Below are 26,044 nucleotides of genomic sequence, written 5' to 3'. Positions count from 1 at the left end.
AAGAACCTGGTTACAATCTGCGCCCCTCACTTTCCGACATGAAGACCCTAGCCGATACCACGATGCTCGCACTCGATGTACAGCAGCTGACCAAGACCTACAAAGGCGGTTTCCAGGCACTGAAGGGGATCGACCTGGCCGTCGAGGAGGGGGATTTCTTCGCGCTGCTGGGACCGAACGGGGCAGGCAAGTCGACCTTTATCGGCATCCTCGCCTCGCTGGTGAACAAGACCGGCGGAAGCGTGAGGGTCTTCGGCGAGGATCAGAATCGCACGCCCGAGCTCGTGAAGTCATTCATCGGCCTCGTGCCCCAGGAGTTCAACTTCAATCTCTTCCTCCCGGTGGTGGAGGTGGTGGTCAATCAGGCCGGCTACTACGGTATCCCGCGACGCGAGGCCCGGGTGCGTGCCGAGCGTTATCTCAAGCAGCTCGATCTGTGGGACCGACGCGACACCGAGATGCGCAAGCTCTCGGGCGGTCTGAAGCGGCGCTTGATGATCGCAAGGGCATTGGTGCACGAGCCGCGGCTACTGATTCTCGACGAGCCGACCGCGGGCGTGGATATCGAGATCCGGCGCTCGATGTGGACCTTCCTGCGCGAGCTCAACGCCGGCGGGACGACCATCATCCTGACGACCCACTACCTAGAAGAGGCGGAGAGTCTCTGCCGCAACATCGCCATCATCAACCACGGCGAGATTGCCGAGCGTACCAGCATCCTTGCCTTGCTGAACCGGCTCCATACCGAGACCTTCGTCTTGAATCTGAAGGGCCGGCTCTCCGAGCTGCCGCAGCTCGGGGGGTTCGTGCTCCAGCACCTCGACGACTGTACGCTGGAGGTCGAAATGAGCCGCGACCATACCATCAACGGTTTATTCGAGGCTCTGTCGCGCAACGGGATCGAGGTGATCAGCCTGCGCAACAAGCAAAATCGCCTCGAGCGCCTCTTTCTGGAGATGGTCGATCGGCGTGCCGGCGCGGAGCGTTCGACCTCCGATCCGGCACCCCAGTCCGAGGTGGTCGCGTGAGCCGGCAAGGGGTCGGCGGGTATCGTCACTGGATCAGCTTCCAGACGATCTTCGTCAAGGAGATCCTGCGGTTCACCCGGATCTGGGTCCAGACGATCTTGCCCTCGGTCATCACGACCACGCTCTATTTCGTGATCTTCGGGCGGCTGATCGGCGATCGGATCGGCACCATGGGCGGCTTGGATTATCTCGACTTCATCGTGCCGGGTTTGGTCTTGATGGGCGTCATCACCAACGCCTATTCCAACGTCGTATCCTCCTTCTACAGCAGCAAGTTCTCGCGCTACATCGAGGAGCTGCTGGTCTCCCCTGCGCCGAATTGGGTGATCCTGGCGGGCTACGTCGCGGGCGGGGTCGCGCGCGGTCTGGTGGTCGGGGTGGCGGTCATGCTGGTCGCCATGGTCTTCACCGAGATCCGAATTCACAGTGTGGCCGTCACCCTCCTGGTGATCATCATGACCGCGGTGCTGTTCGCGCTCGGCGGCTTCATCAACGCCATCTATGCCAACAGCTTCGACGACATCTCGATCGTGCCGACCTTCGTGTTGACGCCCCTGACCTATCTGGGCGGCGTCTTCTACTCGATCGAGCTGCTGCCGGGGTTTTGGCAGGGCGTGTCGCTCGCCAACCCCGTCCTCTACATGGTCAACGCCTTCCGCTACGGACTCCAGGGTGTCAGCGACATCCCCGTCGGCATCGCCTTCGGGCTTATTGCGATCGTCATCCTGGTGCTGACTGCCTTCAGTCTGCACCTGCTGCGTCGCGGGGTCGGGATCAAAACCTGATCGACGGCGTCCGCTGCGGAACGGTTCGAGAGCCGCTCGCGCAGCGTGCCGAGACCGCTCCGCCGATCCCCTCCGGTTGTATCCGCATGCAGCAAGTGGGACCATAAGCACCTGAAACTTGCAAGAAAGGATCGCCCATCCGATGTATTTCGGCATTCTCTCCATCCATCCCTTGCCGATGAGCACGGCGCCGCGTCGCGCGGTTGACTTGATCGATGCCGACTTGGGTCCCAGCTTGATTTCCTGCTTCGAGCGGGGGGGCTGACGTGGCACGACGTCCAGGTCGCGCCCCCGTGCGTCGACGCCGCGGGATCGGCGGATTTCTGTTCCGCTGGGTCCTGCTGATTCTGGTCGGCGTCGGTCTTGCCGGCACCCTCTACAGCATCCATCTCGACCGCGTCGTGCGCGGGAAATTCGAGGGGCAACGCTGGGCGCTGCCCGCCAGGGTCTTCGCGCGTCCCTTGGAGCTGTATGCGGATCGGCCGTTGCTCGGTGACCAGCTCCAAGCCGAGCTGGACCGTCTGAACTATCGCCGGACCGCCGCCCCGGATGTGCCCGGCAGCTACAGCCGCGACGGCGAGCGCTTCCTGATCCGGACACGCTCCTTCCGGTTCTGGGATGGCGAAGAGCCCGCGTACGCCCTGAAGGTCGGCCTTGCCGAGGGACGCGTCTCCGAGATGGACGACGCGACCGGCGGTCCGGCCCCGGCATTGGTGCGCCTGGATCCGATGTTGATCGCCAGCATCTATCCGACTCACAACGAGGACCGCGTCCTGGTGCGTCGCAAGGAGATCCCCGATCTCTTGATTCGCGCGCTGATCGCGGTGGAAGACCGCAGCTTCTATCGGCATATCGGCGTGGATCCGCGCGGGATCGTGCGTGCCTCCTTCAGCAACCTGCGGGCCGGGGGCGTGGTCGAGGGCGCGAGCACGCTGACCCAGCAGTTGGTCAAGAACTTCTATCTCACCGCGGATCGGACCTTCGAGCGCAAGATCAACGAGGCCCTGATGGCCTTGCTGCTTGAGCGGCGCTTCAGCAAGGACGAGATCCTCGAGGCCTACGCCAACGAGATCTATCTGGGCCAAGACGGCAGCCGCGCGATCCACGGCTTCGGTCTGGCGAGCAGCTTCTTCTTCAACATGCCGCTCGAAGAGCTCGGCATCCCGGAAACGGCGCTCCTGGTCGGTATGGTCCAAGCGCCGTCGAGTCTGGATCCGCGGCGTCGTTCCGAGGCCGCGCTCAAGCGGCGCGACCTCGTGCTGGACCTGATGGCGCGCGACGGCGTCATCAGTCCGGCCGACGCCGAGGCGGCCAAGGGCGCCCCGCTCGGGATTGCCGAGGGCGGCGGTCGGCCGGTCGGGAACTACCCCGACTTTATCTCCCTGGTTCGCCGCCAGCTCCAGCGCGATTACCGCGAGGAGGATCTTCGATCCGAGGGCTTGAACATCTTCACGACGCTGGATCCGCTGGTGCAGTCCGAGGTCGAGAAGGCCCTGCCGTCGCGGCTTTCCGAGTTGGAGAAATCGCGCAAGATGAAGGCCGGCTCGCTCGAATCCGCGGCGGTGGTGACCTCGGTTGCTCAGGGCGAGGTGCTCGCGCTCGCGGGCGGTCGCGAGGCCGGTTATGCCGGGTTCAATCGCGCACTCGACTCGGTGCGCTCCATCGGCTCGCTGGTCAAGCCCGCCGTCTATCTGGCCGCCTTGTCCAAGCCCGAGCGCTATTCCTTGACCACCAGCCTGCAGGACACGCCGGTCAGCATGCGGGTCGGTGACAAGATCTGGGCACCCAAGAACTACGACCGCCGGGTCAACGGAGCCGTACCGCTGCATCGTGCGCTCAGCAGCTCGCTCAATCTGGCGACGGTCCATCTCGGGCTGAGCGTCGGCATCACCGAGGTGACAGAGACGCTCTATCGGCTCGGTGCGCAGCGGCGGATCAGCAAGGTGCCCGCGATGCTGCTCGGTGCGGTCTCCTTGTCGCCCTTGGAGGTTGCGCAGGTTTACCAGACGATCGCCGCCGGGGGCTACCGGGCGCCGCTGCGGGCGATTCGCGAGGTGATGGATCCCAACGGGCGGCCGCTCAACCGGTATCCGCTGGCCGTCGAGGCGGTCGTGGATCCGCGTGCCGCGTATCTGACGACATGGGCGATGCAACGTGTGGTGACGCACGGAACCGCTCGCTGGCTCGGCGAGAAGCTGCCGAAAGGGATGACGATGGCGGGCAAGACCGGCACCACGGACGAGATGCGCGACAGTTGGTTTGCCGGATTCAGCGGCGACAAGGTGGCCGTCGTCTGGGTCGGTCGCGATGATTATCAGCCGATGGGGCTCGCCGGAGGCGCCGGCGCACTGCGCGTCTGGGGGGATTTCATGCTGGCCATCCCCAACGAGCCGCTGTCGGATGTCCCGCCGGACGGTGTGGTGGTGGCCGGTAATGGCGAGGCACCCTACATCGCCGGCACGGCACCGACCGCACGCAGCGGTGGCGGCAGCGGAAAGAAGCCTGCGCCGGCGAGCGGCAACACGCAGGATTTGGCGCAGGCCGGCGAGCAGTCTGCTGCCGAGTCGGAACCTGTCCCCGAGACCACAGCGGCGCCCAAGGCGTCGTCCAGCAAGAATCTTTTTATGGGTGACTTCTACAACTGATGACTAGAGTGCCAACCATCTTGATTGCCGGGCTCATGCTGACGGCCTGCGCGACCGGGCAGCGTGAAGGCGGCCCGGCGCCGGTGCTGCAGGCCACGCCCCGCGAGCCTGTCGTCGCGAAGGCCGAGCCGGTCGCGAAGCCCGAGCCGGAGCAACCGGCAGCGCCGAAGAAGCAGCAGACCCGGGTCTTTGCCTATCGGGATCCGGCAGCCGAGCCCGAGCCTGCCCCCGAGCCGGCCCCGGCCCCGGTGCCGGCTGTCGCCGCGGCTGCGGCCCAAGGGGCTGCGCCGAAGGCGGCACCGGCAGCGGCAACTCCGGCAAAGGCTGTGCCCGCTGGACCGAGCGTTTCTCAGACGCCGGCGAAGGCCGCGCCTTCGCCTACCGCTAAACCGGCGCCGGCCCAGCCGACGACTCAGGCGAAGGTCACCCCGCCGGCGCCCCCCGCTGCTGCCGCGAATCCTCCGGCGCCCGCGGCGCCGGCGCCAAAGGTCGCGCAGACGCCGCCCCAACCCGAGCCCAAGCCTCCGCAGGCCGCGGCCCCTCCTGCACCGAAACCTCCGGCGCCCGCGGCTGCGCCGCCGCCGGCTCCACCGGTGCAGGTCGCTGCGGTCCCGCCGGCACCGCCGTTGGCCGCGCCCGGTCTGCCGCCGGCAGCCGACGCCTTGGCTCGGCAAGCCGAGCAGCAGCGCCAGTCGGGTGACTACGCGGGTGCCGCGGCCTCGCTCGAGCGGTCCTTGCGGATCGCCCCGCGCGAGGCCTACCTCTGGAACCGTCTCGCCCGGGTCCGTCTCGAGCAAGGCCAGGCCGCGCAAGCCGGCAATCTCGCCTCCCGCTCGAACGATCTCGCGGGCGACACACCGAACGTCAAACAGGACAACTGGCGGGTCATCGCCGAATCCAAGCGTCGCGCGGGGGATATCGCCGGCGCGACCGAGGCGGAGAAACGGGCGAGCGGGAACTGAGCGCGCCGACAGCGGCGCACTCAGGACACCACGCCCCGTCATGGCCGATCTCGGCGACATCTTCGGCCCGAACGGCCGGCTCTCCGAGCGCCTTCCGGGTTTCGCCCATCGGGCGCAACAACAGGCGATGGCCGAGCGGATCGCCGCGCTCATGGAGGAGGGCGGCACACTCATCTGCGAGGCCGGCACCGGCACAGGCAAGACCTTCGCGTATCTGGTGCCGGCCATCCTCTCCGGGCGCAAGGTCCTGATCTCGACCGGGACGCGCAACCTGCAGGACCAGCTCTTTCATCGGGATCTGCCGCTGGTGCGGGCCGCGCTCGGCGTTGCGGTGCGGGCCGCCTTGCTGAAGGGTCGCGCCAACTATCTCTGCCGCCATCGTCTGAAGCTCGCGATCGACGACATCACGCACCTCGACCCGGAGTCGCGCAGCGGTCTGAAGCAGGTTCAGGAGTGGTCGAAGTCGACGACGCGCGGCGACATCGCCGAGATGGGGATCCCGGAGGATGCCCAGATCTGGCCGAGCGTGACCTCGACCAGCGACAACTGTCTCGGACAGGACTGCCCGGACTGGCAGGGCTGCCATCTGGTCGCTGCGCGTCGCGAGGCCCAGGCCGCGGATCTGGTGGTCGTGAATCACCACCTCTTCTGTGCCGACCTGGCATTGAAGGACGAGGGCTTCGGTGAGATCCTGCCGGGTGCGGACTGCTTCGTGCTCGACGAGGCCCATCAGTTGCCGGAGACGGCAACCAGCTTCTTCGGTGTTCGGGTCAGTGGTCGGCAACTGCTCGATCTGGTCCGGGACAGCGAGCTCGAGTATCGGCGCGAGGCCGGGGATATGCCCGAGCTGCCCAAGCGCCTCTCGGCGCTGCGTCGAGCGGTTCAGGATCTGCGCCTGGGCCTTGGCGAGATCGACCGCCGCGGGCCTTGGAACGAGCTTGCAGGCGTGCCGAAGGCCTTGAAGGCGCTGGAAACCCTCGTGCGGCGTCTGGCATCCGTGACCGAGGGCCTGAAGGCGGTCGAAGGTCGCGGCAAGGGTCTGGATGCCTGCCTGGGACGGGCCGAGGATCTCGGCGACGCCTTGCAACGTCTGACATCGGTCGAGCCGCCCGAGGCCGTGCGCTGGTTCGAGACCCAGGGACGCGGGTTTCGGCTGCACGAGACACCGCTCGAGGTGGCCGAGCCCTTCCGTGCCCAGATGGGGCGGCCCCAAACCGCCTGGGTGTTTACCTCCGCGACACTGGCCGTGGGCGAGCGCTTCGATCATTTCTCCCGCCAGCTCGGGATCGAGAAGGCGCAAACCGAGCGTTGGGACAGCCCTTTCGACTATGCGAGCCAGGCGCTCTGGTTCGTCCCGCGTGGCCTGCCGCAGCCGTCCGAGCCCGCGTACAACAGGCATCTGCTCGAGTTGGCCCGCGAGGTCATCGGCTACAGCCGCGGGCGTGCCTTCCTGCTGTTCACCAGCTATCGCGCATTGCGCGAGACGGCCGAGGGCCTGGAAGGCCGCATCCCTTACCCCATACTGGTCCAAGGCACCGCACCGCGCGCCGATCTGGTCGAGCGTTTCCGAGCACTCGGCAACGCCGTCCTCTTGGGCACCTCCAGCTTTTGGGAAGGCGTCGACGTCCGCGGCGAAGCCCTCTCCTGCGTGCTCATCGACCGTTTGCCCTTCGCCTCCCCGGGCGATCCGGTCCTGGCTGCGCGGATCGACGCCGTGCGTCGGCGCGGCGGTAATCCCTTCAACGACCATCAACTCCCGCAGGCCGTCATCGCCCTCAAGCAGGGTGCCGGACGCCTGATCCGCGACGGCGAGGATCGCGGCGTGCTGGTGGTCTGCGACCCGCGTCTGCTCGGGCGCTCCTACGGGCATCGTTTCCTGGAGAGCCTGCCGGCGATGGCCCGGACGCGCTCGATCGAGGATGTGAGGGCCTTTTTCGAGACCGCACCGCGGGCCGATGACCCACCGGAGCCGCTCGATACGGCGCAAGCCACGGCCGTCGAGGCCCCGATCTGACCCGGAGCGCTTGATCGAGACCGACGATGCCGGCATTTCTTCGGATACCGATCATGGCATCGCGATCTCATCGATGAAAACCAGCGGCAGGCGGCAGGACGCAGGTGCCGGTCTCCGCTGCGGGAATGCTTGCCCTTTGCGCCGGTCGAACCCACCGGATCCGCGGCCCTCGAGCCGATGTTGCCGCGGCCATGACGATGGAACCGATCTGAGATGACCTCGAAACGAACCGATCTCGAATCACCCGCCACCGCGACCGATGTGAGCGCCTTCCTGCGCCAGGTCGCCGCGACACCTCGCGTCGGCCCGCCCGGGGCACGTGGGCGGCTCATCTTCGCGATGGATGCGACGGCGAGCCGCGAGCCGACCTGGGATCGTGCAGCGCAGATCCAGTCCGGCATGTTCATCGAGACGCGCGACTTGGGCGGACTCGAGGTTCAGCTTTGCTACTATCGCGGCTTCCGGGATTTCTCCGCCTCGCCGTGGCTCCAGGATTCGGCTGCGCTGCTCAAACGCATGAACGGGGTCTTCTGCGAGGCCGGTCTGACCCAGATCGGCCGAGTCCTGGAGCATGCACTGGACGAGGCCAAGACAGGGCGTGTCGATGCCCTGGTCTTCGTCGGCGACTGCATGGAGGAGAGCCGCGATCGTCTCGCCGACCTGGCCGGGCGTCTCGGGCTGTCAGGCGTACCGGCGTTCGTCTTCCAGGAAGGGCGCGACCCGGCGACCGAGCGCAGTTTCCGCGAGATTGCTCGCTTGAGCGGCGGTGCCTGGTGTCCGTTCGACGCGAGCAGCCCCCGGATGCTGCACGATCTGCTTGCTGCGGTGGCCGTCTATGCCGCGGGCGGTCGGGCGGCGCTGACGCACTACGGCGAGACCCACGGCGGGGCCGTCCTTCAATTGACCCACCAAATGACCAAGAAAGGGACCTGAGGTTCGCATGGCGCGTTTGCTGATCCTGCTCGGAATCCTTGGCGCAGTTCTGTGGTTTCTCTACTGGTTTCGCGCGACCCCGGCACATCGGGTCAGTCAGGTGCTGCGCAAGGCCGCATTCTGGGGCGTCATCGGCGTCTTGGTCCTGGCCGCGGCGACCGGGCGGCTGAGTCCCATCTTCGCAGCCGTCGGCGCGGCGATTCCGCTGCTGCTGCGCGCGGCCGCCGTCGTGCGGCTTTTCCCCGCCATCCAGCAGATGCTGCGTAGTCTCGGTCTGGGTGGCTTGGCAGGACCCGCCGGCGCCGGCGCCGGCAGCGGCGCTCAGGCCTCGAGCATTCGGACGAAATTCCTCGAGATGACCCTTGATCATGCGACCGGCACGATGGACGGCCAGGTCCGCGACGGTCCCTTTAAGGATCGCCGCCTCTCGGAGCTCACGCTCGACGAGCTGATCCGCATCCTCGAGTTTTACCGCGATGCCGATGCCCAGTCGGCTGCGGTGCTCGAGGCCTATCTCGACCGCGAGCGCGAGCCCGACTGGCGTGCAAGCGACGAGGGAAGCGGCCGTACCGGTCGCGCGCCGGCGCACGGCGAGCGTCTGACCAAGACTGATGCCTGGGCAATCCTCGGGTTGGAGCCGGGCGCCGATGCCGATGCCATCCGCACGGCCCATCGGCGGCTCATGCAGCGTCTGCATCCCGATCGCGGCGGGTCGGATTATCTGGCCGCGAAGATCAACGAGGCCAAGCGATTGTTGCTGGGGGACTAGGTCGCGGCTCGGGACGCCTCGATCCTTTCACGTCAACACTGCACATCGGGAACACCGCCATGCACTACGAAATCTGCGTCGAATGGGATGCCGAGGCCGGCGTCTGGTACATCGAGAACAGCAATGTCCCCGGACTGGTCGGCGAGGCGTCCACCCTGGAAGCCATGATGACGCTGTTGCAGGTCCGGGTTCCGGAAATGTTGGCGGAGAATGGCTGTCCGGCTGACGACACGATCCCGCTGCGGCTGCTCACGACAACCCACCTCGCCCAACTGCGTCGGGTTGCCTGATTAAACCGCGCCCGGTGCGATATGCGTCATTTGTTGGAATGGCTTGGCCGCGCCAGCCCCGACGACTGTCGGAGCTGGCGCGGTTTAAAGTCTTAAAAAATATTAAATTCTAAACCGCGTCTCACCGGGGTCGAGGACATCTCCGAAGCCAAACGCAAAATGAAAACGACGCATCTCGCTCCGGACGCGGTTTAGCGCTGCAACGGATGACGGAACCCCCTACACCCGAGGTGACCGTCGTCGCTCGGTCAGGATGTATGAAGCAGCTGCGACGAGCAGCGCGAGTCCAAGTGCGAGTGCGATGCGGCAGGGCGCGCCGTCGCACGCGTTCGGGAGCAGCCGGCCCGTCGCGACGAGCCGCAGCACGGGCTCATGCCACAGAAAGAGGCTGTAGCTGATGATGCCGATCGGTACCAGGACCGCACTTGCGAAGATCCGGCCGATCAACGGGGTCTGAAGCGCGGCGGCGAGGACGAGCAGCGTGCAGCCGACGAGGAAGAGCGGCATGCCGAGGAGTCGCCACCCGACCCCGGTCAAGATCTCGCTGAACGAGAGATGGATCAGCGTCGGCGTCGCAAGCACCAGGAAGGCGAGTGCGGTCATGTCGATGGCGCGCAGCGGTTGCGGGGCCGGCTCGCACGAGCGCAGTCGCGTGAAGAGGTTGGCCGCCGCCATCCCAAGTGCAAAGGCGATCAGCTCGCCCGGCAGTTGGCGCTCCAGAAAGAATCGCATCATTGCGGGCGGGAAGGGGCCGGCGTGCCCGGAAACCGGATCGAAGAAGACCAATCGCGACGGGGAGACGTTCAGGTAAACCCACTCCATCAGCAGGCCCGGCGCGTAGGTCTTCCACACAAGCGCGATCACCAGGGCCGCCGGGAGTGCGATCAGGACCCGGTTTCGGATGAACAAGGGGGCCAACAATGGCAAGAGCAGATAGAATTGGGCTTCGATACTCAGGCTCCACAGGGCCATGTTGAGTCCGAGCGAGCTGGAGCTTCCGGGATGCAGAAAGTGCAGTAAGGAGATGTGCAGCCAGAGGTTGGTCAGTCCGATGTCGGTACCCAGGATCGCGTAGCCGCCGCGCAGGATCGGAAGGACGAGTCCGAACAAGAGGGCGAGATGCAGCCAGTAGGTTGGGAGGATCCGCCATGCTCGGCGCGCGAAGAAGTGTCCGATCGACGGGTAGGCTGCGCCGGCCGCGGCGGCCGTCATCCAGGGACGAGCGAGCAAAAATCCGCTCAACACGAAGAAGAGCTGCACGCCGAGCATACCCTTCTCGGCCAGTGATTGGCCCCAGCCCGTGGGTGCTTCGGCGGTTACCCCGACCAACAGGGCGTTTGCGTGAAAGGCGAAGACCCAGAGGATTGCGAGACCGCGTATGCCGTCGAGCGCGCGGTTTCGGTCTCTCGAGGGAAGATTCAATCGCGCGTCCTCGATAACTCTCGGTCTTGGGCCGGTTCCGCAAGGCCCCATTCTCTGCCAAGATCCATGTTCGGTCCTGCTTGCCTGGTCAACAGCGCGCCTCGGGGGTCGGTATCATCCATGGTCAAAACCCAAGTACAGACACTGATTCGTCTTCCTCCTGCGCAGGTCTACGGCTTCGTGGTGGAGGACTTCCTGCGCAACTACCCGCGCTGGTCGCCCGAGGTACAGAGTCTTCAGGCGGTGACCCAAGGTCCAATTCGGGTCGGTTGGATCGGCCGACAGATTCGTGTCGACCAAGGGCGCCGCACCGACAGTCGGTTCCGTGTCGTCGCGCTCGAGCCGGGCCGGCGAGTTTCCTTCAAGGGGACGACCGACCCCTACGTCATCGAGTATCGGTTCGAACTCCTCGGCGAGCATACTCATCTCACCTTTATCTTCGAGCTCGCACAGCTCAATTTGGCGCTTCGCCCCTTCGAGAAGCTGATTCGCGTTGCTGCACAAGATGGTGCCGAGCGCGTGACCCGCAACCTGAAAGGCCTCATCGAGTCGGAGCTCGGCGCCGTCGCGTGAGCGCAACGAAGGCTTAGGCGCCGGGGCAAGTCTCGGATCGTCGCCTGCAAAGCTTTGACCTAGCGACCGGACTCCGTATAATGCTCGATTCTCCGGGTTCCGGGGAACTCCTTGTCTCACCGTTTCGGCCATCTTACCGCCGCGGGAGGCTGTCAATCCGAAAGGAGCTTCAATGCGACATTACGAAGTAGTCTTCATGGTTCATCCGAGCCAGAGTGAGCAGGTGGCGAGCATGATCGAGCGCTACCAGACGAATCTGCAAAGGCGGGGCGGCGTCGTCCACCGCTTGGAGGATTGGGGGCGTCGCCCGCTGGCGTACCCGATCAACAAGGTGCACAAGGCGCACTATGTCCTCATGAACGTCGAGTGCGATCAAGAGGCCATCGACGAGCTCGAGAGCGCCTTCCGTTTCAACGACGCGGTCCTGCGCAATCTTATCGTTCGCCGCGAAGATGCCGTGACGGAGCCCTCTCCATTGGTGAGGACCGGCGAGGAGCGCGAGCGCTCGGATGCACCCGAGGGCAGCAGCCGCCGGGATGATTCGGGTCGAAGCAGCAACCCCGATAGCGACTCCCAGAGCGACTAAGACGAGAAGCCAGCCATGGAATCCAACAACTCACGTTTTTTCCGTCGTAAGCGCTACTGCCGCTTTACTGCCGAAGGTATCACCGAGATCGATTACAAAGATCTCAACCTGCTGAAGGCCTACGTCAGCGAGTCCGGCAAGATCGTCCCGAGCCGGATCACCGGGACGTCGGCTAAGTATCAGCGTCAATTGGCCCAAGCGGTCAAGCGCGCCCGCTATCTGGCGCTGCTCCCCTATACCGACGGCCACTGAGACGCCGACATGAAGGCGATTGCGGCCTTCGTGATGCGCGGCCCGTCGCAGGCGGCCCTGGTCGCCGCCGTTACGGCTCTGTTGTCGATCCTAATTCCGCCGTTGGGACTGCTCAGCGCCGGTTCGATCGGTTTGGTGGCCCTGCGCGGCGGTCCTGTCTACGGACTGCTCGTGAGCGCGGTGGCGACCCTCGGGATGGGTGCCATCGCCTGGTTGGCCCTAGGCTCGCCTTTGCCCGCGCTCGGGGTATTGCTGATGCTCTGGGTGCCGATTCTGGCCTTGGCGCTGCTGCTGCGATACAGCCGCTCTTTCGCGCTGACGCTTCAGGTGGCAGGAGCCTTGGGCATACTGCTGATGCTTTCGGCCTATGGCCTGATGGGCGACCCGAGCGCGACCTGGCTGACGATCCTGGAGCCGTTCCGGGATGCGCTGGTGAAGGACGGCGTGCTGGACGACGCGGCGAGTGCGGTCGTGTTCGCCGAGCTTGCGGATTGGATGACCGGTGCATTTGCCGCGGCCTTGGTCGCGCAGTTGCTGTTCGGGCTCTTTATTGCTCGCTGGTGGCAGGCGATGCTTTATAACCCCGGCGGGTTCGGAGAGGAGTTTCGGGAGCTGCGGCTGGGCCGTGCGTTCGGGATCCTCGTTCTGTTGCTCTTGGCGCTTCTTCCCTTCGGCGACGGCGCGAGCCTCACGGCAAATCTATTGTTGGTGCCGGGTGTCCTGCTCGTGTTTCAGGGGCTCGCGGTGGCCCATCAGGTGCGTGCGCTTAAGCAGGCACGTCAGGCGTGGTTGATCGGACTTTATGTCTTGGTGGTGTTTTTCATGCCGCAGGCCCTGCTCCTGATCGCCTGTGTCGGTTTGGTGGATATTTGGGCCGATATCCGGTCCCGAGTATCTCCATCGGCACGGCCGCCGAGTCCCGGCTCAAGCGGACCGGCGACCTGACCCGCGCGGATTGACCGAAACCCTTTGACCGACAGATCTTGACGGAATGGATCAGTTTCCGGAGCATGCGCCGCCCGTTCCGGAGGATCACCCGAGGATCGAGGGTGCATTACCCTGATCTCGAAGAACTTTTGAGAGGAATACATACGTGGAAGTTATCCTGCTGAAGAATGTCGGTCGCCTCGGTGCGCTCGGCGACAAGGTCAGTGTCCGTTCGGGCTATGGCCGAAATTATTTGATCCCGTCCGGATTTGCCGTGTCGGCGACCGACGCCAACCTCGAAGCCTTCGAGGCTCGGCGCGCCGAGCTTGAGCAGGTCGCAGAGGAGCAATTGGCCGAGGCCCGTGCCCGTCGTGATCGTCTCGCAGGGATAAGCGTCACGATTGCTCGCCGTGCCGGCGAGCAGGGACGGCTGTTCGGCTCGGTCGGCACCGGCGACATCGCCGATGCGGTGACCGCCGCCGGGTTCACGCTGACGAAGCAGGAGATCAAGCTCTCGGGCGGGCCGTTTCGCGCTGCCGGCGAGTACGAGGTGACCCTGCACCTGCACCCCGAGGTGGATGGCACCATCAAGGTTGACGTGGTTCCCGAGAACTGATAGCGCCTGTATCCTTATGGTCCGGCGGCGCATGTCCGCCGGATTCACAGCGAGCCTCACTCGGACCCACCGGGCACGTCACGCGACTCGACTCGAAGGTCTGGCGAAACCCACGCCTTTGCGTGAGTCATTCGGGCCGGGGGTGATCTATGTTCGACTCGGACTCCCAAGGCCTCCCGGGCACGGACTTCGACGAGCTCCGCATCCCGCCGCACAACATCCATGCCGAGCAATCCTTGCTCGGTGGTCTCATGCTGGACAACAGCACCTGGGACCGCATCGCCGATATGGTCACCGAGCGTGACCTCTATCGACGCGAGCACCGACTCATCTTTCGCGCGATCGCCAAACTGGCCGCGGAGGACCAACCCTTCGATCTGGTGACCCTCGCCGAGACGCTCGAGCGTACCGAGCAGCTCGAAGGCGCGGGCGGGCTTCCGTATCTCGGGACCATCGCCAAAGAGACCCCGAGCGCGGCCAACATCAAGGCCTACGCCAAGATCGTCCGCCAGACCTCGGTGCTGCGCCAGATGATTGCCGCAGGTACGGACATCGCCGACAGCGGCTACAACCCCATGGGGCGCGATGCGGCCGAGCTGCTCGATGCGGCCGAGCGACGCGTTTTCGAGATCGCCGAGCAGGAGGCGCGCGGCGGCGGCGGGTTCCAGCCGATCAAGACCCTGCTCGGCCGTGCGGTCGAGCGGATCGACGCACTCTATCAGCGCGACGAGCCCATCACGGGTCTGGCGACCGGCTTCACCGACTTCGACCTGATGACCTCGGGGCTGCAGCCCGCCGACCTCATCATCGTGGCGGGGCGCCCATCCATGGGAAAAACGAGCTTTGCCATGAACATGGCCGAGCATGTGGCCATCCAATCCAGGCGCCCGGTGGCGGTCTTCAGCATGGAGATGCCCGGCGACTCGCTGGCCATGCGCATGATGTCCTCGCTCGGGCGCATCGATCAGCACCGTGTTAGGACCGGGCGGCTGGAGGACGACGAGTGGCCACGCCTGACATCGGCGGTCAACATCCTCGCCGGCGCATCCATGTTCATCGACGACACGCCCGCCCTCTCGCCGACCGAGGTCCGGGCGCGTGCGCGACGTCTCAAACGCGATCAGGACGATCTGGGCCTGATCGTTCTGGACTACATCCAGCTCATGCAGGCCCCCGGTGTCGGCGAGAATCGGGCGACCGAGATCTCCGCGATTTCCCGCTCGCTCAAGGCACTCGCCAAGGAGCTCAACGTCCCGATCATCGCACTTTCGCAGCTCAACCGCAGCCTCGAGCAGCGGCCGAACAAGCGGCCCGTGATGTCGGACCTGCGCGAGTCGGGCGCAATCGAGCAGGATGCAGACCTCATCGTCTTCATCTATCGCGATGAGGTCTATCACGAGGACACGAAGGACAAGGGTGTCGCCGAGATCATCATCGCCAAACAGCGCAACGGGCCCATCGGGACGACTCGGCTGACCTTTCTCGGCAAGTACACCAAGTTCGAGAATTATATCGGCAACTATTACGGCGAGGGTGGAGACTGAGCGCTAAGGCGGCAGAGCCGGAACCAAGAAGCGTGGTCGAAAGATCTGCGAGTCCTTGTCGTCGTTGTCGTTGTCGTAATCGTAATCGGATTCCGCACGACAACGACAACGACAACGAAAAACTCTGCGACGGTTTGTTCAAGGCTTGAGCTGTCAGGGACGAAGGCGCTTTTCGGGAACGAGCATCTCGACTGTGCATGCCGGCAAGCGTGGTAGTGCCGCAGGTCGTGCTTCCTATCGTCGGCACAACCTACGTGGAGCGAATTTTCCGGAAATTACCCAAGCGTCCGCCCAGCAGCCCTCGCCCGATCAGGATCATCCCGAGCCAGGCCCAGTACACCGCCAAATTCAATAGCGTGAGCGGTGCCCCGACGGCAAAGAAGACCCAGAACCCGAGGTGCGCCCCGCGACGCTCGGCGGCTTGGACGATGATGATGTTGCTTGCGGCGCCGATCAGGGTGAGGTTGCCGGCGCTGGTGGACTGCGCTGCGCTTCTCCCTGCCGCTCCGATCAGCGACGTGGCCGGGTTGATGCGCAAGGCCGACGCGTTGAACCGCACAGTCGCAGGGTCATCGCCCGCGCATCACCTTGTCCAAGGCCACCCTGGCGCGATTGCTCGGCACCGCGAAACCGATCCCGACGTTGCCTCCGCTCGGGCCGATGAGGGCGGTGTTGATGCCGATGACCTCGCCGCCGAGGTTGATCAAAGGGCCGCCCGAGTTGCCAGGATTGATGGAAGCGTCGGTCTGGATCAGCTCGCCGAGCCGGTTGCCGGCGATCCCGCTGCGCCCGACGGCGCTCACGATGCCGGAGGTGACGGTCTGGCCCAAGCCGAACGGATTGCCGATGGCGATGACGAAGTCGCCGACCTCCAGTCGATTGGAGTCGCCGAGCTTGAGCGGGCGCACGTCTACCGGCGGAATCTCGAGGATGGCGACGTCCGAGGCGGCGTCCGAGCCCAATCGCCGCGCGCGGAAGCTGCGCCTGTCCTTGAGCGTGACTTGAATCTCGGTCGCGTTGCGCAGCAGATGATCGTTCGTCATCACATAGCCGCGGGCGGCATCGACGATGATCCCCGAGCCTACGCTCTGGCGTTGTTCAATCTCCCCTTCCTCGGGTGCGGGCAAACCGAATCGATCGAGGAAGGCGCGAAACTCCGGATCGCGCAGGAAGGGATGGTCCTCCATCGGTACCTCGGACTTGACCGAGATGTTCACCACTGCAGGGGTCACCCGGCGCATCAGGGGCGCGAGCGACGGGAAGCCGGAGGCGGCGCCGAGGACCGGGGCGCCTGCGATATCGGCCGGCAGGCCCGTCTCGCGGTCGGCATCGGGCATGACCGCACAGCCCGTCGCGAGCAGCACGATGAACGCCGAGGCCGCGAGCGAACCCGTTCTGCGCCGGGGCGCAGTCGCAGCTGTCGAACAATCCACGGCGAGCTCCCGATGGTCGAGGGGATGAGTTGGGCGGTCAGCGTGCCAAGCTGCTGGCGACGCGTTGTCTGATGGCGCCGTCGACCGGCTCGTTGATCATCAGGGCGAAGGGTTCCCAGCTCGCGCCGCGGCGGACATAGCCGGCATAGGTGCTGACGCCGCGCAAGGTGCCGGTCTTGGCACGCACGGCGGGGTTACCGTCTTGCTGCGGCATCAAATCCCGATAGGGTTCGAAGGCGTCGAGCAGCTCCACGAGCTGCCGGGCGCTGAGCCGATTGGCACGCGAGAGACCGGCGCCGTCGTCGATCGTGAAATCGCGCCATGCGAAGCGCTTGCGCGAGAAGTCTGTCATGGCGCGTTTCGCGCCGGTCATGGTGACCTGCCCGGTGCCCTGCGGATCGGCCAGCCGCAGGAAGAGCGCATTGGCGATGAAATTGTTTGAATATTTGAGCATCGGCGACGCCATCTCGGCGAGGGTGCGGCTGTTGGCGTGGCGGTAGATGCGCCTGGCGTCGCGCGGCATGGGCGCGATGCGTTGCGGCTCGCCGACCTGGATGCCGGCGCCTTCGAGCTTGGCGGCGAGCAGCTCGCCGAAATAGCGTAGCGCCTTGTCGCGCTCGCGAAGATTCACACGCTGCTTGCCGGCCGCCCCGGCCATGCCGAAGCGTCGAGCCGAGTCGGTCAGCGGGGTCTGCGGCTCGGCGCTCTTGATGCTGTCGCCGGTACGAATCAGGTTCAGGGTGTTGAAGTTGGCCGCCAAGGCGGTCACGGGCGCGTCGTAGGGGTTGTCGGTCGAGGAGCGTCCGGCGATCTCGACATCCGGGCTGAAGAAGCTGTCGTCGAGACCGATGCCGGTGATCCGGCGCGGGCCCTTGGCTGCAAGTGCGCTCACGACCTTGTCGAGCTCCTCCGAGACCAGATAGGGGTCGGCATATCCTCTGACCCAGAGCCAGCCGGCGTCGTCGGTGTAGAAGTCGGTCTCGAAGCGATGGTCGCGTCCCCAGGTCTCGAGCGCGGCGAACGCGGTCAGCACCTTCATGGTCGAGGCCGGGATGCGCGGTGTCTCGGCGCGGGTCGCGATCAGGTCACGGCCGTTCTCCTGAAGCAGCAGGCTTGCCTGGGGAAGGGCCCGGACTTGGGCCACCGGGTCCGCCAGCGCCGTCGGCGCGGCCAGGACGGCAACGAAAACGAGCATGAGTCCAAACGTGACCATGGCAAGGGGCTTCGACGGGGGGCGATTGCGGCTTTGAGACGGCATCGAAAGGGCGATCATTCCGGATCCAATGTGGGTGAGGAGCACCTGAGGTGCCGAGAACCAAGAATAGCTGACAACGCCCGTCTACGCGCGACGCTTTCCGGTCCGAGCTCCTTTCCGAGTCTGGGTCGTGGCGAGCTTGGCGGAATGCCGCGGCTGCAGATCGATCAGCTCGGGATGGAGGTATCCGGCCAGCTCGCTCGGGGTCGGCTCTTCGAGCCAGGGCAGGACGCCAAGACAGGGCGCGTCGATCAGGGCCGCGAGGGTGGCGAGGTTGGCGTCGCGAGACAGCATCGTCGGGTCGACCTGATTGCCGACCCAGCCGACCAGGACACCGCCTGTGCACTGAATGCTCTCGACCGTCAGCAGCGTGTGGTTGATACATCCGAGTCTCAAACCGACCACCAGGATGACCGGCAGCCCCAGCGCCTTGGGGATGTCGCTGAGGAAAAGCTGCGGCCCCAAGGGTACGCGCCAGCCGCCGACGCCCTCGACGACGACCTGATCGGCCTCGCCCGCGAGCGCTCGATACGCCTGCTCGATGGTCGGCAGGCCGATCTCGACCCCGGCCTGGCCGGCGGCGATGTGCGGCGCGATGGCGGGCTCGAAGGCATAGGGGTTGACCACGCCATAGGGCGCCTCGGAGCTGCCCTGAGCGCGCAATCTTACGGCATCATCGTTGCGCAACCCGTCGGGGCCGCCGGCGCAACCGGAGGCGACCGGCTTCATCCCGAGCACGCTTTGCCCCGTCGCCTGCAGCGCGGCCATCAGCCCGAGACTGATCTCGGTCTTGCCGCAGCCGGTATCCGTTCCTGTCACGAAGAGTCCGTGCATGGCGATGCGATCCTCCCTTAAACCGCGCCCAGCGCGATATGCGATGTTGTTGGATGGGATCGGCCGCGGCAGACGTCATGACCGCTGGAGCCGGCGCGGCCGATCCACTCCAACAAATGACGCATACCGCACCGGGCGCGGTTTAGTTTAGGTACCCACCAAGCGTCGAGCTCGCTCGAAAGTCAGCATCTCGCTCCGGACGCGGTTTAGGTGGGGTCAGCCACCGGTCTCGACGGCGCGATCCGCGGGCGCGGTCGCGCGATTGCGGCGTCCGATCGCGCTTATGGGGACGGCGATGCCGCCCTGCGCGGGTTTCTGCTGCGGTACCCATGCGTGGCCGTAGACGACCTCGTAGCTGGCCGGGAGTCGACCGTCGTTGCGGTGGATTTCGTAGGCCGCGACCAAGGCCGCGAGCCGGGCACGCCCGGTGAGACCGCGCGGGCGATCGGCGGTTGCGTTGCCCGCACCCAGGATTCTGAGGTCATGCATCAACTCGCGGACGGCGGAGTAGGTCAGGGTCATTCGCTCGGTGTCCATCACCGGGTCTGCGAAGCGGGCGCGCACCAAGGCATCGCCGACGTCGTGCATGTCGAGGAAGGGACTCACGTGCGAGGCGCCATCGACGCGCGCCCAGGCTTGGCGCAGCTCCTTCAAGGTATCGGGTCCGAAGGTGCTGAACATCAGGAGGCCGCCCGGACGCAGGACACGCAGGCACTCGGCGAAGGTGCGATCGAGATCGTTGCACCACTGAAAGGTGGCGTTCGAGACGATGAGATCGACCGCGCCGTCGGCCAGCGGGAGCGCTTCGGCATCCGCACAAACGCACAGCGGCCGCCTGAGCCAGCCACCGCGCCGGCGCGCCTGCAACAGCATGCCGTATGCGAAGTCCAGTGCGATAACCCGCGCCGTGCGGTAACGCCGATGTAGCGCCTCGACGGCATAGCCCGTACCGGCCCCGAGGTCGAGCAGGCGCTTGGGCTCGAGACGCACGTAATCGAGCCGTTCCAGCAGCCGGTCGGCGATCTCGCGCTGGAGTACGGCGACACTGTCGTAGCGCTTGGCGGCCTGCTCGAAATTGCGCCGGGCCCGGGCTTTATCGATCCAATCGTCGATCGGGCTCATGGTGTGGCCCGGCCTTCGCCCGGAAGCGTCGCCGGACCCTCGATTCGGCTCAGGTAGGCTCGAACGGTCTCGCGGGTGCGACCGGGGTGTGAAAGGTGCGGCGCGTGTGCGGCACCCTGGATGATGGCTGTGGCCGCGCCCGGCATCAGGATCTCGACACGCTCGGCCACGGCCGGTGGTACGAGGGCGTCATGGGTGCCGAAAATCCAGAGTGTCGGACAGCGGATGTCCGGGAGCCGGCCGCGCATGTCTTCGTCGCGCAGGATGTCCAGGCCGATCGAGAGCGCATCCGAGTCCGGCTGCGGCCGCTCGGCGATGCGCCGGCGCAGGCCCCGCAGGGTCTCGCGCGCGTCGTCGCTGCCGCGCACCTGGAGCGCGAGGAAGCGCGCGAGTGTCTCGGCCGAATCGGCGAGCAGACCAGCGTGGAACTGCTCGAGCGTCTCGGGCAGCATGGCCGGCGTCCAGTCCGCCGCGCGCACGAAACGCGGTGTGCCGGTCATAAGGATCAAGCCTTCGACCCGTTTGGGCGCACGCACCGCGGCCGCCAGTGCGACCAGTGCGCCGAGCGACCAGCCGAGCCAGATCGCGCGTTCCGGGGCGGCCTCCAGGCAGGCGTCGGCCCACGACCAGAGGTCGCCGAGTCGCGGCGAGAAGGCGCGATCGCCGTGGCCGGGCAGATCGATGGGGCAGGGGATGACGCCGGCCGGGAGATCGCCGGCGAAACCGTCCCAGACGGCGCTGTTCATTCCCCAGCCGTGGAGCAGAACCAGGTGGCGGTCGGCGTGCTGTGCGTGAGTCGCGTCGGTCATTCGGTGCTTGGTCGTGAGCGGATCGTGGATAGTGGGTAGTGGATAGTGGATAGTGGATAGTGGATAGTGGATAGTGGATAGTGGATAGTGGATGTTGTGCTTCCTATAGTCAGCACAACGGCATGGAGTCTTCCGGAAATCGCCTAACCACTCTCCACTACCCACTCCCCACTCTCAACTACCCACTACCCACCCCTCGCGCCGCAGGGCCGCCAGTGCGTCGAGCAGGCGATCGACCATGGTACCGGTATGAGCGGCCGACAGACAGACCCGCAGGCGTGCGCTGCCCTCGGGCACGGTGGGCGGGCGGATGGCGCCGACGAGGATCCCGCGGGTCTCCAGCTCCGCCGTCCAGGCCAGCGCCTGATGGCTGCTCCCCGCGATCAGCGGCTGGATGGGCGTCGGCGATTCGGACAGCGGCAGATCGAGCTGGTTCGCACCGGTCCGGAATCGGGAGATCAGGGCCTGCAGGTGCTCGCGTCGCCAGTCCTCCTGACGGGCGAGGGCGAGGCTCGTGCGTGTCGCCTCGGCGATGGCCGGGGGTGTTGCCGTGGTGTAGATGTAGCTTCGCGCACGCTGGATCAGGGTCTCGATCAGGGCATCCGAGCCGGCCACGAAGGCGCCGAAGGTGCCGAATGCCTTGCCCAGTGTGCCCATCAGGATCGGCACCTGCTCGGCGTCGAGCCGAAAATGATCGAGCGTCCCGCGCCCTTCGCGGCCGAGCACGCCGAGCCCGTGGGCATCGTCGACCAGGAGCCAGGCGCCCGCACGGCGCGCGGTCAGTGCGAGTGCAGGCAAGGGAGCGAGGTCGCCATCCATGCTGAAGACGCCGTCGCTGGCGATCATACGGGGGTTCTGGTCGCCGATCAGACGCTCGAGCTCGGCGGCATCGGCATGCGGATAACGGCGCAGCGTCGCGCGTGAGAGGAGTGTGCCGTCGAGCAGCGAGGCGTGATTGAGCCGGTCCTGCCAGAGTGTGTCGCCGCGGCCGGTCAGCGCCGAGATGACGCCCAGGTTCGCCATGTAGCCGGTCGAGAAGAGGAGCGCGCGGGGTCGACCGGTGAAGTCGGCCAGCTCCTCCTCCAAGGCATGATGGGCAGCGCTGTGCCCGTTGACCAGATGGGCGGCGCCGCTGCCGACGCCCCAACGCTCCGCGCCTCGTCTCAATGCCGCGATCACCTCGGGGTGATTGGCGAGCCCCAGGTAGTCGTTGCTGCAGAAGCTCAGCATGGGGCGGCCGTCCACGATGGCCTCCGGCTGCTGCGGGCGGTGCTGCACTCGACGGCGCCGGTAGAGCCCCGCGGTTCTCAGGCGCTCGAGCCCCTGGTCGAGTGCCTGATCGAGGTCGGGGGTCATGGCTGACGCATCGGCTGTGTTCCGGCTCGGGCGATCAAGCCGGGCCTTGCGCCTGCAGCGCCGCGCCGTTGGTTCCCCGTCCGGCCGAGCCGAGCAGGCGGACGTAGACGCCGGCGATGGTCTCGGGCAAGGGGTTGTTCAGCGCGTTCTCGCCTGGATAAAGACGGGCGCGCAAGGCGGTCCGCACGATGCCCGGATCGATGCTGTTGACCCGGATTTTGCCGTTCTCGCGCATCTCCGCGGAAAGGACCTGCATGAGCCCTTCGATGCCGAACTTGGCCGCGGCATAGGCGCCCCAGTAGGCCAGCCCCTGACGACCGACGCGGTCGGAGGTGAAGATCACCGAGGCGTCTTCGGAGGCCCGCAGCAAGGGCATGCAGACCTGCGTCAGGAGAAATGGTGTGGTGAGATTGATGCGGATGACGCGATCCCATTCGCTTGCGTCATAGTCGTCGATGCGGCTGAGGAAGGGTGCGTAGGAGGCGCAATGGGCCAGTCCGTCGAGACGACCGAAGGTATCGCCGAGGACGTTGGCGGCGGCGAGGAAATCGTCCTCGGTCGCGGTCTCCGGGTTCAGCGGCAGGATCGCCGGCTCAGGCCCGCCGTCCGCCTCGATGATGTCATAGACGTCGGTCAGGTCCGACTCGTTGGATTGCGACAGAACGACGGTCGCCCCGGCGGCGGCGCAGGCGAGCGCGACGGCGCGTCCGATCCCCTCGGCGGCGCCAGTCACCACGATGACGCGGCCGTCCAGTCGATCGGCGTCGGTTTGTCCTTGGTCCATTGTTTGAAATGCCTCTTGTTCGGTCGTAACGATTCGGAATTATTGCCGCGATTGCGGGAGGCGGCATTGAGGATTAAACCGCGTCCAGAGCCATATGCGTATTGTCGAGTGAGCTCGACGTTCGGTGCATCCACGCCCCTTAACGAAGACGCGGTTTAAAAGGATATATCTTTTAATCTCTTAAACCGCGCCGACTCCAACGGTCGTCACGTCTGCCGGGGCCGATCCCATCCAAAAACATCGCATACCGCGCCGGGCGCGGTTTAGCCGAGTGCCCCGCGTCGACTCTCGCGCCAGGCGTTCCAAAGCTTGCGGATCGGGGTCAGGGCGATCCGCTGATCGGCGACGTCGAAGTCGCTGGCCGCGATCTCGGCGAGAAGGCGATCCGCGAGGCGGACGCGGATCCGGATGACGGTGGGCAACCCGGGAAGGTCGTGGCTCAGGTCGGCGCGATGGCGATTCAGGTCCTCGGCGAGATCGGCGAGTAGCGGGGCCAAGTGCTTGCGGATCTCGGCCGGCTCCCGATCTCTATGCCCGATGCCTCGCTGCTTGAGTCGCTCCTCGGGCAGGAAGCCGCACCTGTCCTGCCGCAGCAGGCGACCGCTGTCCCGGACGAGCTCGACCATACCGCAGTGGCTCCCGGCGCGTCGGGCAGCAGCCAAGCCGGGCGGTGTAGTCTCGCCGTAGGCGCGGGCGAACAGCTCGAAGAGGGCGCCGAGATCCAGGTCGGCCAGGGTCACGAGTGCGGCGACGTCCTGCGCGCGCCGATCGGCCAGGATCGCTTCCGTCCCCAGGACGATCTCGATGAAGGGTTGTCGCGGCAGCTTAGCCCGGGCGATCAGCCGACCGAGCGGTGCCCCCAGCGGATGCCGACCCGTGCCGGCGAAGATGCGCTCGAGCTCGTCGCTCCACCATTCGAGCTTGCGTGCCGCCACGCCCCGGTCCGAAACCTCATCGACGACCGATCGCACCGAATGTCGCCAGCCGAGCAGCGCGGCTAGATCATCGCGCAGTCCAAGCGGTGCAAAACGCACGCTGTAATACGCGGACGAGCCGGGCGGGGTAGCGGGATTCGGGAAGGCCCACTCGGTCGCCGCCTGAGAGCCCTGCATCAATCGGAATCGCGCACGCAGGTCACGAGATAGTTGACGTCCAGATCGTCGGGGTCGAGCCGATAGGTCCGGGTCAGCGGGTTGTAGGTCATGCCCGTCATGTCGGTGGTGCGCAGATCGGTCGGGCGGATCCAGGCGTGCAGCTCGGAGGGGCGGATGAAGCGTGCGTAGTCGTGCGTGCCTTTGGGTAGAAGACCCATCACGTACTCGGCGCCGAGGATGGCGAAGAGATAGGACTTGGGATTGCGGTTGAGCGTCGAGAAGACCACCGTCCCGCCCGGCCGCACCAGACGCGCGCAGGCATCGACGATCGAGGCCGGGCTCGGCACGTGCTCGAGCATCTCCATGCAGGTGACCAGATCGAAGCTGTCCGGCTGCTCCGACGCGAGCACCTCGACCGGTACGAGCCGGTAGCTGACCTCCACGCCCGTTTCGAGGGTGTGAATCTCGGCGACGCGCAGCGGCATGGCGCCCATGTCGATCCCCGTTACCTCTGCACCGCGCAGCGCCATGGACTCGGAGAGGATGCCGCCGCCGCAGCCCACGTCGAGGACGCGCTTGCCCGCAAGCCCTCCCGCGGCGCGCTCGATATAGCCGAGGCGCAGCGGATTGATCTCGTGCAGCGCCTTGAACTCGCTGTGCGGATCCCACCAGCGCGAGGCCAGCTCCTCGAACTTGCTGATCTCGGCGTGATCGACGTTGTGGATGGTTTCGGTCATCGTCTGCGGCCCCGGCGGTGTGCTGTCGACATGTCAATGATGGCCATGTCGGTCTGATCGGGGCGCAATTCTACACCGCGAAGCGCCTGCGTCGGATTAAACCGCGCCAGGTGCGATATGCGTAGTTTGTTGGATTGGTTTGACCGCGCCGGCTCCGACGACTGTCGGAGCCGGCGCGGTTTAAGATACTAAAAATGATAAAATTTAAACCGCGTCACCGCTAAGGGTCGCGGATGCACCAAACGTCAAGCTCACTCGAACGTGAGCATCTCGCTCTGGACGCGGTTCAACGTCGGTCGCTCTCGGGCAAAAAGCCGGATGCAAGGATCTCATCGAGCCCGTAGGGAGAGGTGTCCGGGAAAGCCATCTCGGGCAGACCCGATTCACGAGAGGCGTCACGGACAGCTTTTGGGTAGATCATCGCAAGCGCTACGTCCAAGGATGGGTGCAAGCTCGGGCTGTCGAGCAGCAGTGCCTCGATCTCGTCGCGCTAGGTTGTCGAAATCTCGCATGCCGGGCATCGTTCGGTCCAGCCTGAAGGGCGTTCGGGATTCCTGCCCGGGCCGGTCGGATTTGCCGCCGTCGCTTCCCGAAACTATAGTCATGACATCTCGACCGGTACGGGTTTCACCGTTCTCGATCGGTAATGTCGACACCCCCCGGGATCGTCGACTTGCAGTCGACCTCTTGCGCTGGCCTGACGGCCAGCGGGTCGACCGCAAGTCGACGATCCCGGGCGGAGATCATCCCCGCCCGGGACACCATCTGAGGACGTCCACGTGAGTACACCTCAAAGCTACGACCAAGACTTCTACGGCTGGCTGACCGACAACGTGGCCATGATGCGTCGCGGTCAACTCGATCGGATCGACGTCGAACACATCGCAGAGGAGCTCGAGGCCATGGCGAAGAGCGAAAAACGCGAGCTGCTGAGCCGCCTGGCTGTTCTCCTGATGCATCTCCTTAAATGGCACTACCAAGCGCCGAAGCGTTCGCGCAGCTGGCGTACGACGATCCTCGCGCAGCGCATGGATATTTCCGAGTTGCTGGAAGACAGTCCTAGCCTGCGTCCCTTCCTGATCGAAAAGCTGCAAGCGGCCTACGACAAAGCCAAGCTGAAGGCCGAGGACGAAACCGGGATCGATCGCCGGCAGTTTCCCGAGCACTGTCCGTACGTGCTTGAGGACATCCTGGCTGCCGACTTTTTTCCGGGTGACGTGGGGGCCGACTAAACCGCGTCTCGCTCGATTCGGTTTAAACCGCGCCCGGCGCGA

The 26,044-nt window shown here is 65.6% G+C and carries 27 protein-coding genes; 15 read left to right on the top strand and 12 right to left on the bottom strand.

Annotated elements, in window-relative coordinates; genetic code table 11:
* Nucleotides 1-62 precede the first annotated feature (62 nt).
* The 8 genes from AADX97_RS19185 (at nt 63) to AADX97_RS19150 (ending at nt 9,426) form a co-directional block, all read left to right on the top strand.
* Nucleotides 63-1,028: an ABC transporter ATP-binding protein gene (locus tag AADX97_RS19185; protein ID WP_374235339.1), complete on the top strand. Its 966-nt coding sequence runs from the start codon at nt 63-65 to the stop codon at nt 1,026-1,028.
* Entirely contained in the window at nt 1,025-1,813 is a 789-nt protein-coding gene (locus AADX97_RS19180) for an ABC transporter permease (protein ID WP_374235340.1), read from the top strand. The genes AADX97_RS19185 and AADX97_RS19180 overlap by 4 nt, the downstream gene beginning before the upstream one ends.
* A 293-nt stretch (nt 1,814-2,106) precedes the next feature.
* Nucleotides 2,107-4,458 (top strand): penicillin-binding protein 1B, encoded by a 2,352-nt coding sequence (mrcB, locus tag AADX97_RS19175; protein WP_374238727.1) that lies wholly within the window; start codon nt 2,107-2,109, stop codon nt 4,456-4,458.
* Nucleotides 4,458-5,420, top strand: a complete 963-nt coding sequence (locus AADX97_RS19170) for a tetratricopeptide repeat protein (protein ID WP_374235342.1) — start codon at nt 4,458-4,460, stop codon at nt 5,418-5,420. Before mrcB ends, AADX97_RS19170 begins: the two co-directional genes overlap by 1 nt.
* A gap of 40 nt (nt 5,421-5,460) precedes the next feature.
* Complete coding sequence (locus AADX97_RS19165) at nt 5,461-7,434, top strand: ATP-dependent DNA helicase (RefSeq protein ID WP_374235343.1); 1,974 nt, start codon at nt 5,461-5,463, stop codon at nt 7,432-7,434.
* Between the two features lie 213 nt (nt 7,435-7,647).
* Nucleotides 7,648-8,367: a VWA domain-containing protein gene (locus tag AADX97_RS19160; protein WP_374235344.1), complete on the top strand. Its 720-nt coding sequence runs from the start codon at nt 7,648-7,650 to the stop codon at nt 8,365-8,367.
* A 7-nt stretch (nt 8,368-8,374) separates the two neighbouring features.
* The gene (locus AADX97_RS19155) at nt 8,375-9,136 is read left to right on the top strand and encodes a DnaJ domain-containing protein (protein ID WP_374235345.1); all 762 of its coding nucleotides are present in this window, start codon (nt 8,375-8,377) and stop codon (nt 9,134-9,136) included.
* Nucleotides 9,137-9,195: 59 nt separating this feature from the next.
* Nucleotides 9,196-9,426, top strand: coding sequence for a DUF1902 domain-containing protein (locus tag AADX97_RS19150; RefSeq protein ID WP_213458676.1), 231 nt, complete (start codon nt 9,196-9,198; stop codon nt 9,424-9,426).
* A 219-nt stretch (nt 9,427-9,645) separates the two neighbouring features.
* On the opposite strand, the gene AADX97_RS19145 is transcribed toward AADX97_RS19150, so the two are convergent.
* Nucleotides 9,646-10,848, bottom strand: coding sequence for an acyltransferase family protein (locus AADX97_RS19145; protein WP_374235346.1), 1,203 nt, complete (start codon nt 10,846-10,848; stop codon nt 9,646-9,648).
* Between the two features lie 120 nt (nt 10,849-10,968).
* On the opposite strand from AADX97_RS19145, the gene AADX97_RS19140 reads away from it, so the two are divergent.
* The 6 genes from AADX97_RS19140 (at nt 10,969) to dnaB (ending at nt 15,346) form a co-directional block, all read left to right on the top strand.
* Complete coding sequence (locus tag AADX97_RS19140; RefSeq protein ID WP_374235347.1) at nt 10,969-11,421, top strand: SRPBCC family protein; 453 nt, start codon at nt 10,969-10,971, stop codon at nt 11,419-11,421.
* Nucleotides 11,422-11,593: 172 nt separating this feature from the next.
* Nucleotides 11,594-12,007: a 30S ribosomal protein S6 gene (gene rpsF, locus AADX97_RS19135; protein WP_374235348.1), complete on the top strand. Its 414-nt coding sequence runs from the start codon at nt 11,594-11,596 to the stop codon at nt 12,005-12,007.
* Between the two features lie 15 nt (nt 12,008-12,022).
* Entirely contained in the window at nt 12,023-12,259 is a 237-nt protein-coding gene (rpsR, locus tag AADX97_RS19130; RefSeq protein ID WP_093187021.1) for a 30S ribosomal protein S18, read from the top strand.
* Nucleotides 12,260-12,268: 9 nt separating this feature from the next.
* Nucleotides 12,269-13,204: a DUF2232 domain-containing protein gene (locus tag AADX97_RS19125; protein WP_374235349.1), complete on the top strand. Its 936-nt coding sequence runs from the start codon at nt 12,269-12,271 to the stop codon at nt 13,202-13,204.
* A gap of 148 nt (nt 13,205-13,352) precedes the next feature.
* Entirely contained in the window at nt 13,353-13,802 is a 450-nt protein-coding gene (rplI, locus tag AADX97_RS19120) for a 50S ribosomal protein L9 (RefSeq protein ID WP_374235350.1), read from the top strand.
* 149 nt (nt 13,803-13,951) lie between these two features.
* Nucleotides 13,952-15,346: a replicative DNA helicase gene (gene dnaB, locus AADX97_RS19115; protein ID WP_374235351.1), complete on the top strand. Its 1,395-nt coding sequence runs from the start codon at nt 13,952-13,954 to the stop codon at nt 15,344-15,346.
* A gap of 250 nt (nt 15,347-15,596) precedes the next feature.
* On the opposite strand, the gene AADX97_RS19110 is transcribed toward dnaB, so the two are convergent.
* The 11 genes from AADX97_RS19110 to AADX97_RS19060 all read right to left on the bottom strand — a co-directional run bounded on the left by AADX97_RS19110 (nt 15,597) and on the right by AADX97_RS19060 (nt 25,251).
* Entirely contained in the window at nt 15,597-15,884 is a 288-nt protein-coding gene (locus AADX97_RS19110; protein ID WP_374239315.1) for a hypothetical protein, read from the bottom strand.
* A gap of 31 nt (nt 15,885-15,915) precedes the next feature.
* On the bottom strand, nt 15,916-16,779 hold the full coding sequence (locus AADX97_RS19105) for a trypsin-like peptidase domain-containing protein (RefSeq protein WP_374235353.1): 864 nt from the start codon (nt 16,777-16,779) through the stop codon (nt 15,916-15,918).
* A 37-nt stretch (nt 16,780-16,816) separates the two neighbouring features.
* Nucleotides 16,817-17,974, bottom strand: coding sequence for a D-alanyl-D-alanine carboxypeptidase/D-alanyl-D-alanine-endopeptidase (locus AADX97_RS19100; protein WP_374238726.1), 1,158 nt, complete (start codon nt 17,972-17,974; stop codon nt 16,817-16,819).
* Between the two features lie 144 nt (nt 17,975-18,118).
* Entirely contained in the window at nt 18,119-18,868 is a 750-nt protein-coding gene (gene bioD / locus AADX97_RS19095) for a dethiobiotin synthase (RefSeq protein ID WP_374235355.1), read from the bottom strand.
* 216 nt (nt 18,869-19,084) lie between these two features.
* Nucleotides 19,085-19,990, bottom strand: a complete 906-nt coding sequence (gene bioC / locus AADX97_RS19090) for a malonyl-ACP O-methyltransferase BioC (RefSeq protein ID WP_374235356.1) — start codon at nt 19,988-19,990, stop codon at nt 19,085-19,087.
* Nucleotides 19,987-20,799: a pimeloyl-ACP methyl ester esterase BioH gene (gene bioH, locus AADX97_RS19085; RefSeq protein WP_374235357.1), complete on the bottom strand. Its 813-nt coding sequence runs from the start codon at nt 20,797-20,799 to the stop codon at nt 19,987-19,989. The genes bioC and bioH overlap by 4 nt, the downstream gene beginning before the upstream one ends.
* Nucleotides 20,800-20,973: 174 nt before the next feature.
* Complete coding sequence (bioF, locus tag AADX97_RS19080) at nt 20,974-22,155, bottom strand: 8-amino-7-oxononanoate synthase (RefSeq protein ID WP_374235358.1); 1,182 nt, start codon at nt 22,153-22,155, stop codon at nt 20,974-20,976.
* A 34-nt stretch (nt 22,156-22,189) separates the two neighbouring features.
* Nucleotides 22,190-22,939: an SDR family NAD(P)-dependent oxidoreductase gene (locus tag AADX97_RS19075; protein ID WP_374235359.1), complete on the bottom strand. Its 750-nt coding sequence runs from the start codon at nt 22,937-22,939 to the stop codon at nt 22,190-22,192.
* 263 nt (nt 22,940-23,202) lie between these two features.
* Nucleotides 23,203-24,051, bottom strand: a complete 849-nt coding sequence (locus AADX97_RS19070; RefSeq protein WP_374235360.1) for a squalene/phytoene synthase family protein — start codon at nt 24,049-24,051, stop codon at nt 23,203-23,205.
* On the bottom strand, nt 24,051-24,770 hold the full coding sequence (gene ubiG, locus AADX97_RS19065; RefSeq protein WP_374235361.1) for a bifunctional 2-polyprenyl-6-hydroxyphenol methylase/3-demethylubiquinol 3-O-methyltransferase UbiG: 720 nt from the start codon (nt 24,768-24,770) through the stop codon (nt 24,051-24,053). Before ubiG ends, AADX97_RS19070 begins: the two co-directional genes overlap by 1 nt.
* Before the next feature lie 286 nt (nt 24,771-25,056).
* Entirely contained in the window at nt 25,057-25,251 is a 195-nt protein-coding gene (locus AADX97_RS19060; protein ID WP_374235375.1) for a DUF29 family protein, read from the bottom strand.
* A gap of 298 nt (nt 25,252-25,549) precedes the next feature.
* Between AADX97_RS19060 and AADX97_RS19055 the strand changes: the two genes are divergently transcribed.
* Complete coding sequence (locus AADX97_RS19055) at nt 25,550-26,002, top strand: DUF29 domain-containing protein (protein WP_374235362.1); 453 nt, start codon at nt 25,550-25,552, stop codon at nt 26,000-26,002.
* Nucleotides 26,003-26,044: the final 42 nt, after the last annotated feature.

The organism is Thiocapsa sp. C2-2m (genome assembly GCF_041903745.1).
Lineage (GTDB): Bacteria > Pseudomonadota > Gammaproteobacteria > Chromatiales > Chromatiaceae > Thiocapsa > Thiocapsa roseilacustris.
The sequence above is the reverse complement of the archived record's forward strand: the minus strand, read 5'-3'. Positions and strand labels throughout refer to the sequence as shown.

Coding starts and splice junctions, on each gene's coding strand:
- bioH (WP_374235357.1), bottom strand. CDS start 20,799: ATGACCGACGCGACTCACGCACAGCACGCCGACCGCCACCTGGTTCTG.
- AADX97_RS19165 (WP_374235343.1), top strand. CDS start 5,461: ATGGCCGATCTCGGCGACATCTTCGGCCCGAACGGCCGGCTCTCCGAG.
- AADX97_RS19100 (WP_374238726.1), bottom strand. CDS start 17,974: ATGCTCGTTTTCGTTGCCGTCCTGGCCGCGCCGACGGCGCTGGCGGAC.
- dnaB (WP_374235351.1), top strand. CDS start 13,952: ATGTTCGACTCGGACTCCCAAGGCCTCCCGGGCACGGACTTCGACGAG.
- bioC (WP_374235356.1), bottom strand. CDS start 19,990: ATGAGCCCGATCGACGATTGGATCGATAAAGCCCGGGCCCGGCGCAAT.
- AADX97_RS19075 (WP_374235359.1), bottom strand. CDS start 22,939: ATGGACCAAGGACAAACCGACGCCGATCGACTGGACGGCCGCGTCATC.
- rpsF (WP_374235348.1), top strand. CDS start 11,594: ATGCGACATTACGAAGTAGTCTTCATGGTTCATCCGAGCCAGAGTGAG.
- ubiG (WP_374235361.1), bottom strand. CDS start 24,770: ATGACCGAAACCATCCACAACGTCGATCACGCCGAGATCAGCAAGTTC.
- AADX97_RS19160 (WP_374235344.1), top strand. CDS start 7,648: ATGACCTCGAAACGAACCGATCTCGAATCACCCGCCACCGCGACCGAT.
- AADX97_RS19070 (WP_374235360.1), bottom strand. CDS start 24,051: ATGCAGGGCTCTCAGGCGGCGACCGAGTGGGCCTTCCCGAATCCCGCT.
- AADX97_RS19140 (WP_374235347.1), top strand. CDS start 10,969: ATGGTCAAAACCCAAGTACAGACACTGATTCGTCTTCCTCCTGCGCAG.
- rpsR (WP_093187021.1), top strand. CDS start 12,023: ATGGAATCCAACAACTCACGTTTTTTCCGTCGTAAGCGCTACTGCCGC.
- AADX97_RS19150 (WP_213458676.1), top strand. CDS start 9,196: ATGCACTACGAAATCTGCGTCGAATGGGATGCCGAGGCCGGCGTCTGG.
- AADX97_RS19170 (WP_374235342.1), top strand. CDS start 4,458: ATGACTAGAGTGCCAACCATCTTGATTGCCGGGCTCATGCTGACGGCC.
- bioD (WP_374235355.1), bottom strand. CDS start 18,868: ATGCACGGACTCTTCGTGACAGGAACGGATACCGGCTGCGGCAAGACC.
- bioF (WP_374235358.1), bottom strand. CDS start 22,155: ATGACCCCCGACCTCGATCAGGCACTCGACCAGGGGCTCGAGCGCCTG.
- AADX97_RS19185 (WP_374235339.1), top strand. CDS start 63: ATGCTCGCACTCGATGTACAGCAGCTGACCAAGACCTACAAAGGCGGT.
- AADX97_RS19155 (WP_374235345.1), top strand. CDS start 8,375: ATGGCGCGTTTGCTGATCCTGCTCGGAATCCTTGGCGCAGTTCTGTGG.
- AADX97_RS19125 (WP_374235349.1), top strand. CDS start 12,269: ATGAAGGCGATTGCGGCCTTCGTGATGCGCGGCCCGTCGCAGGCGGCC.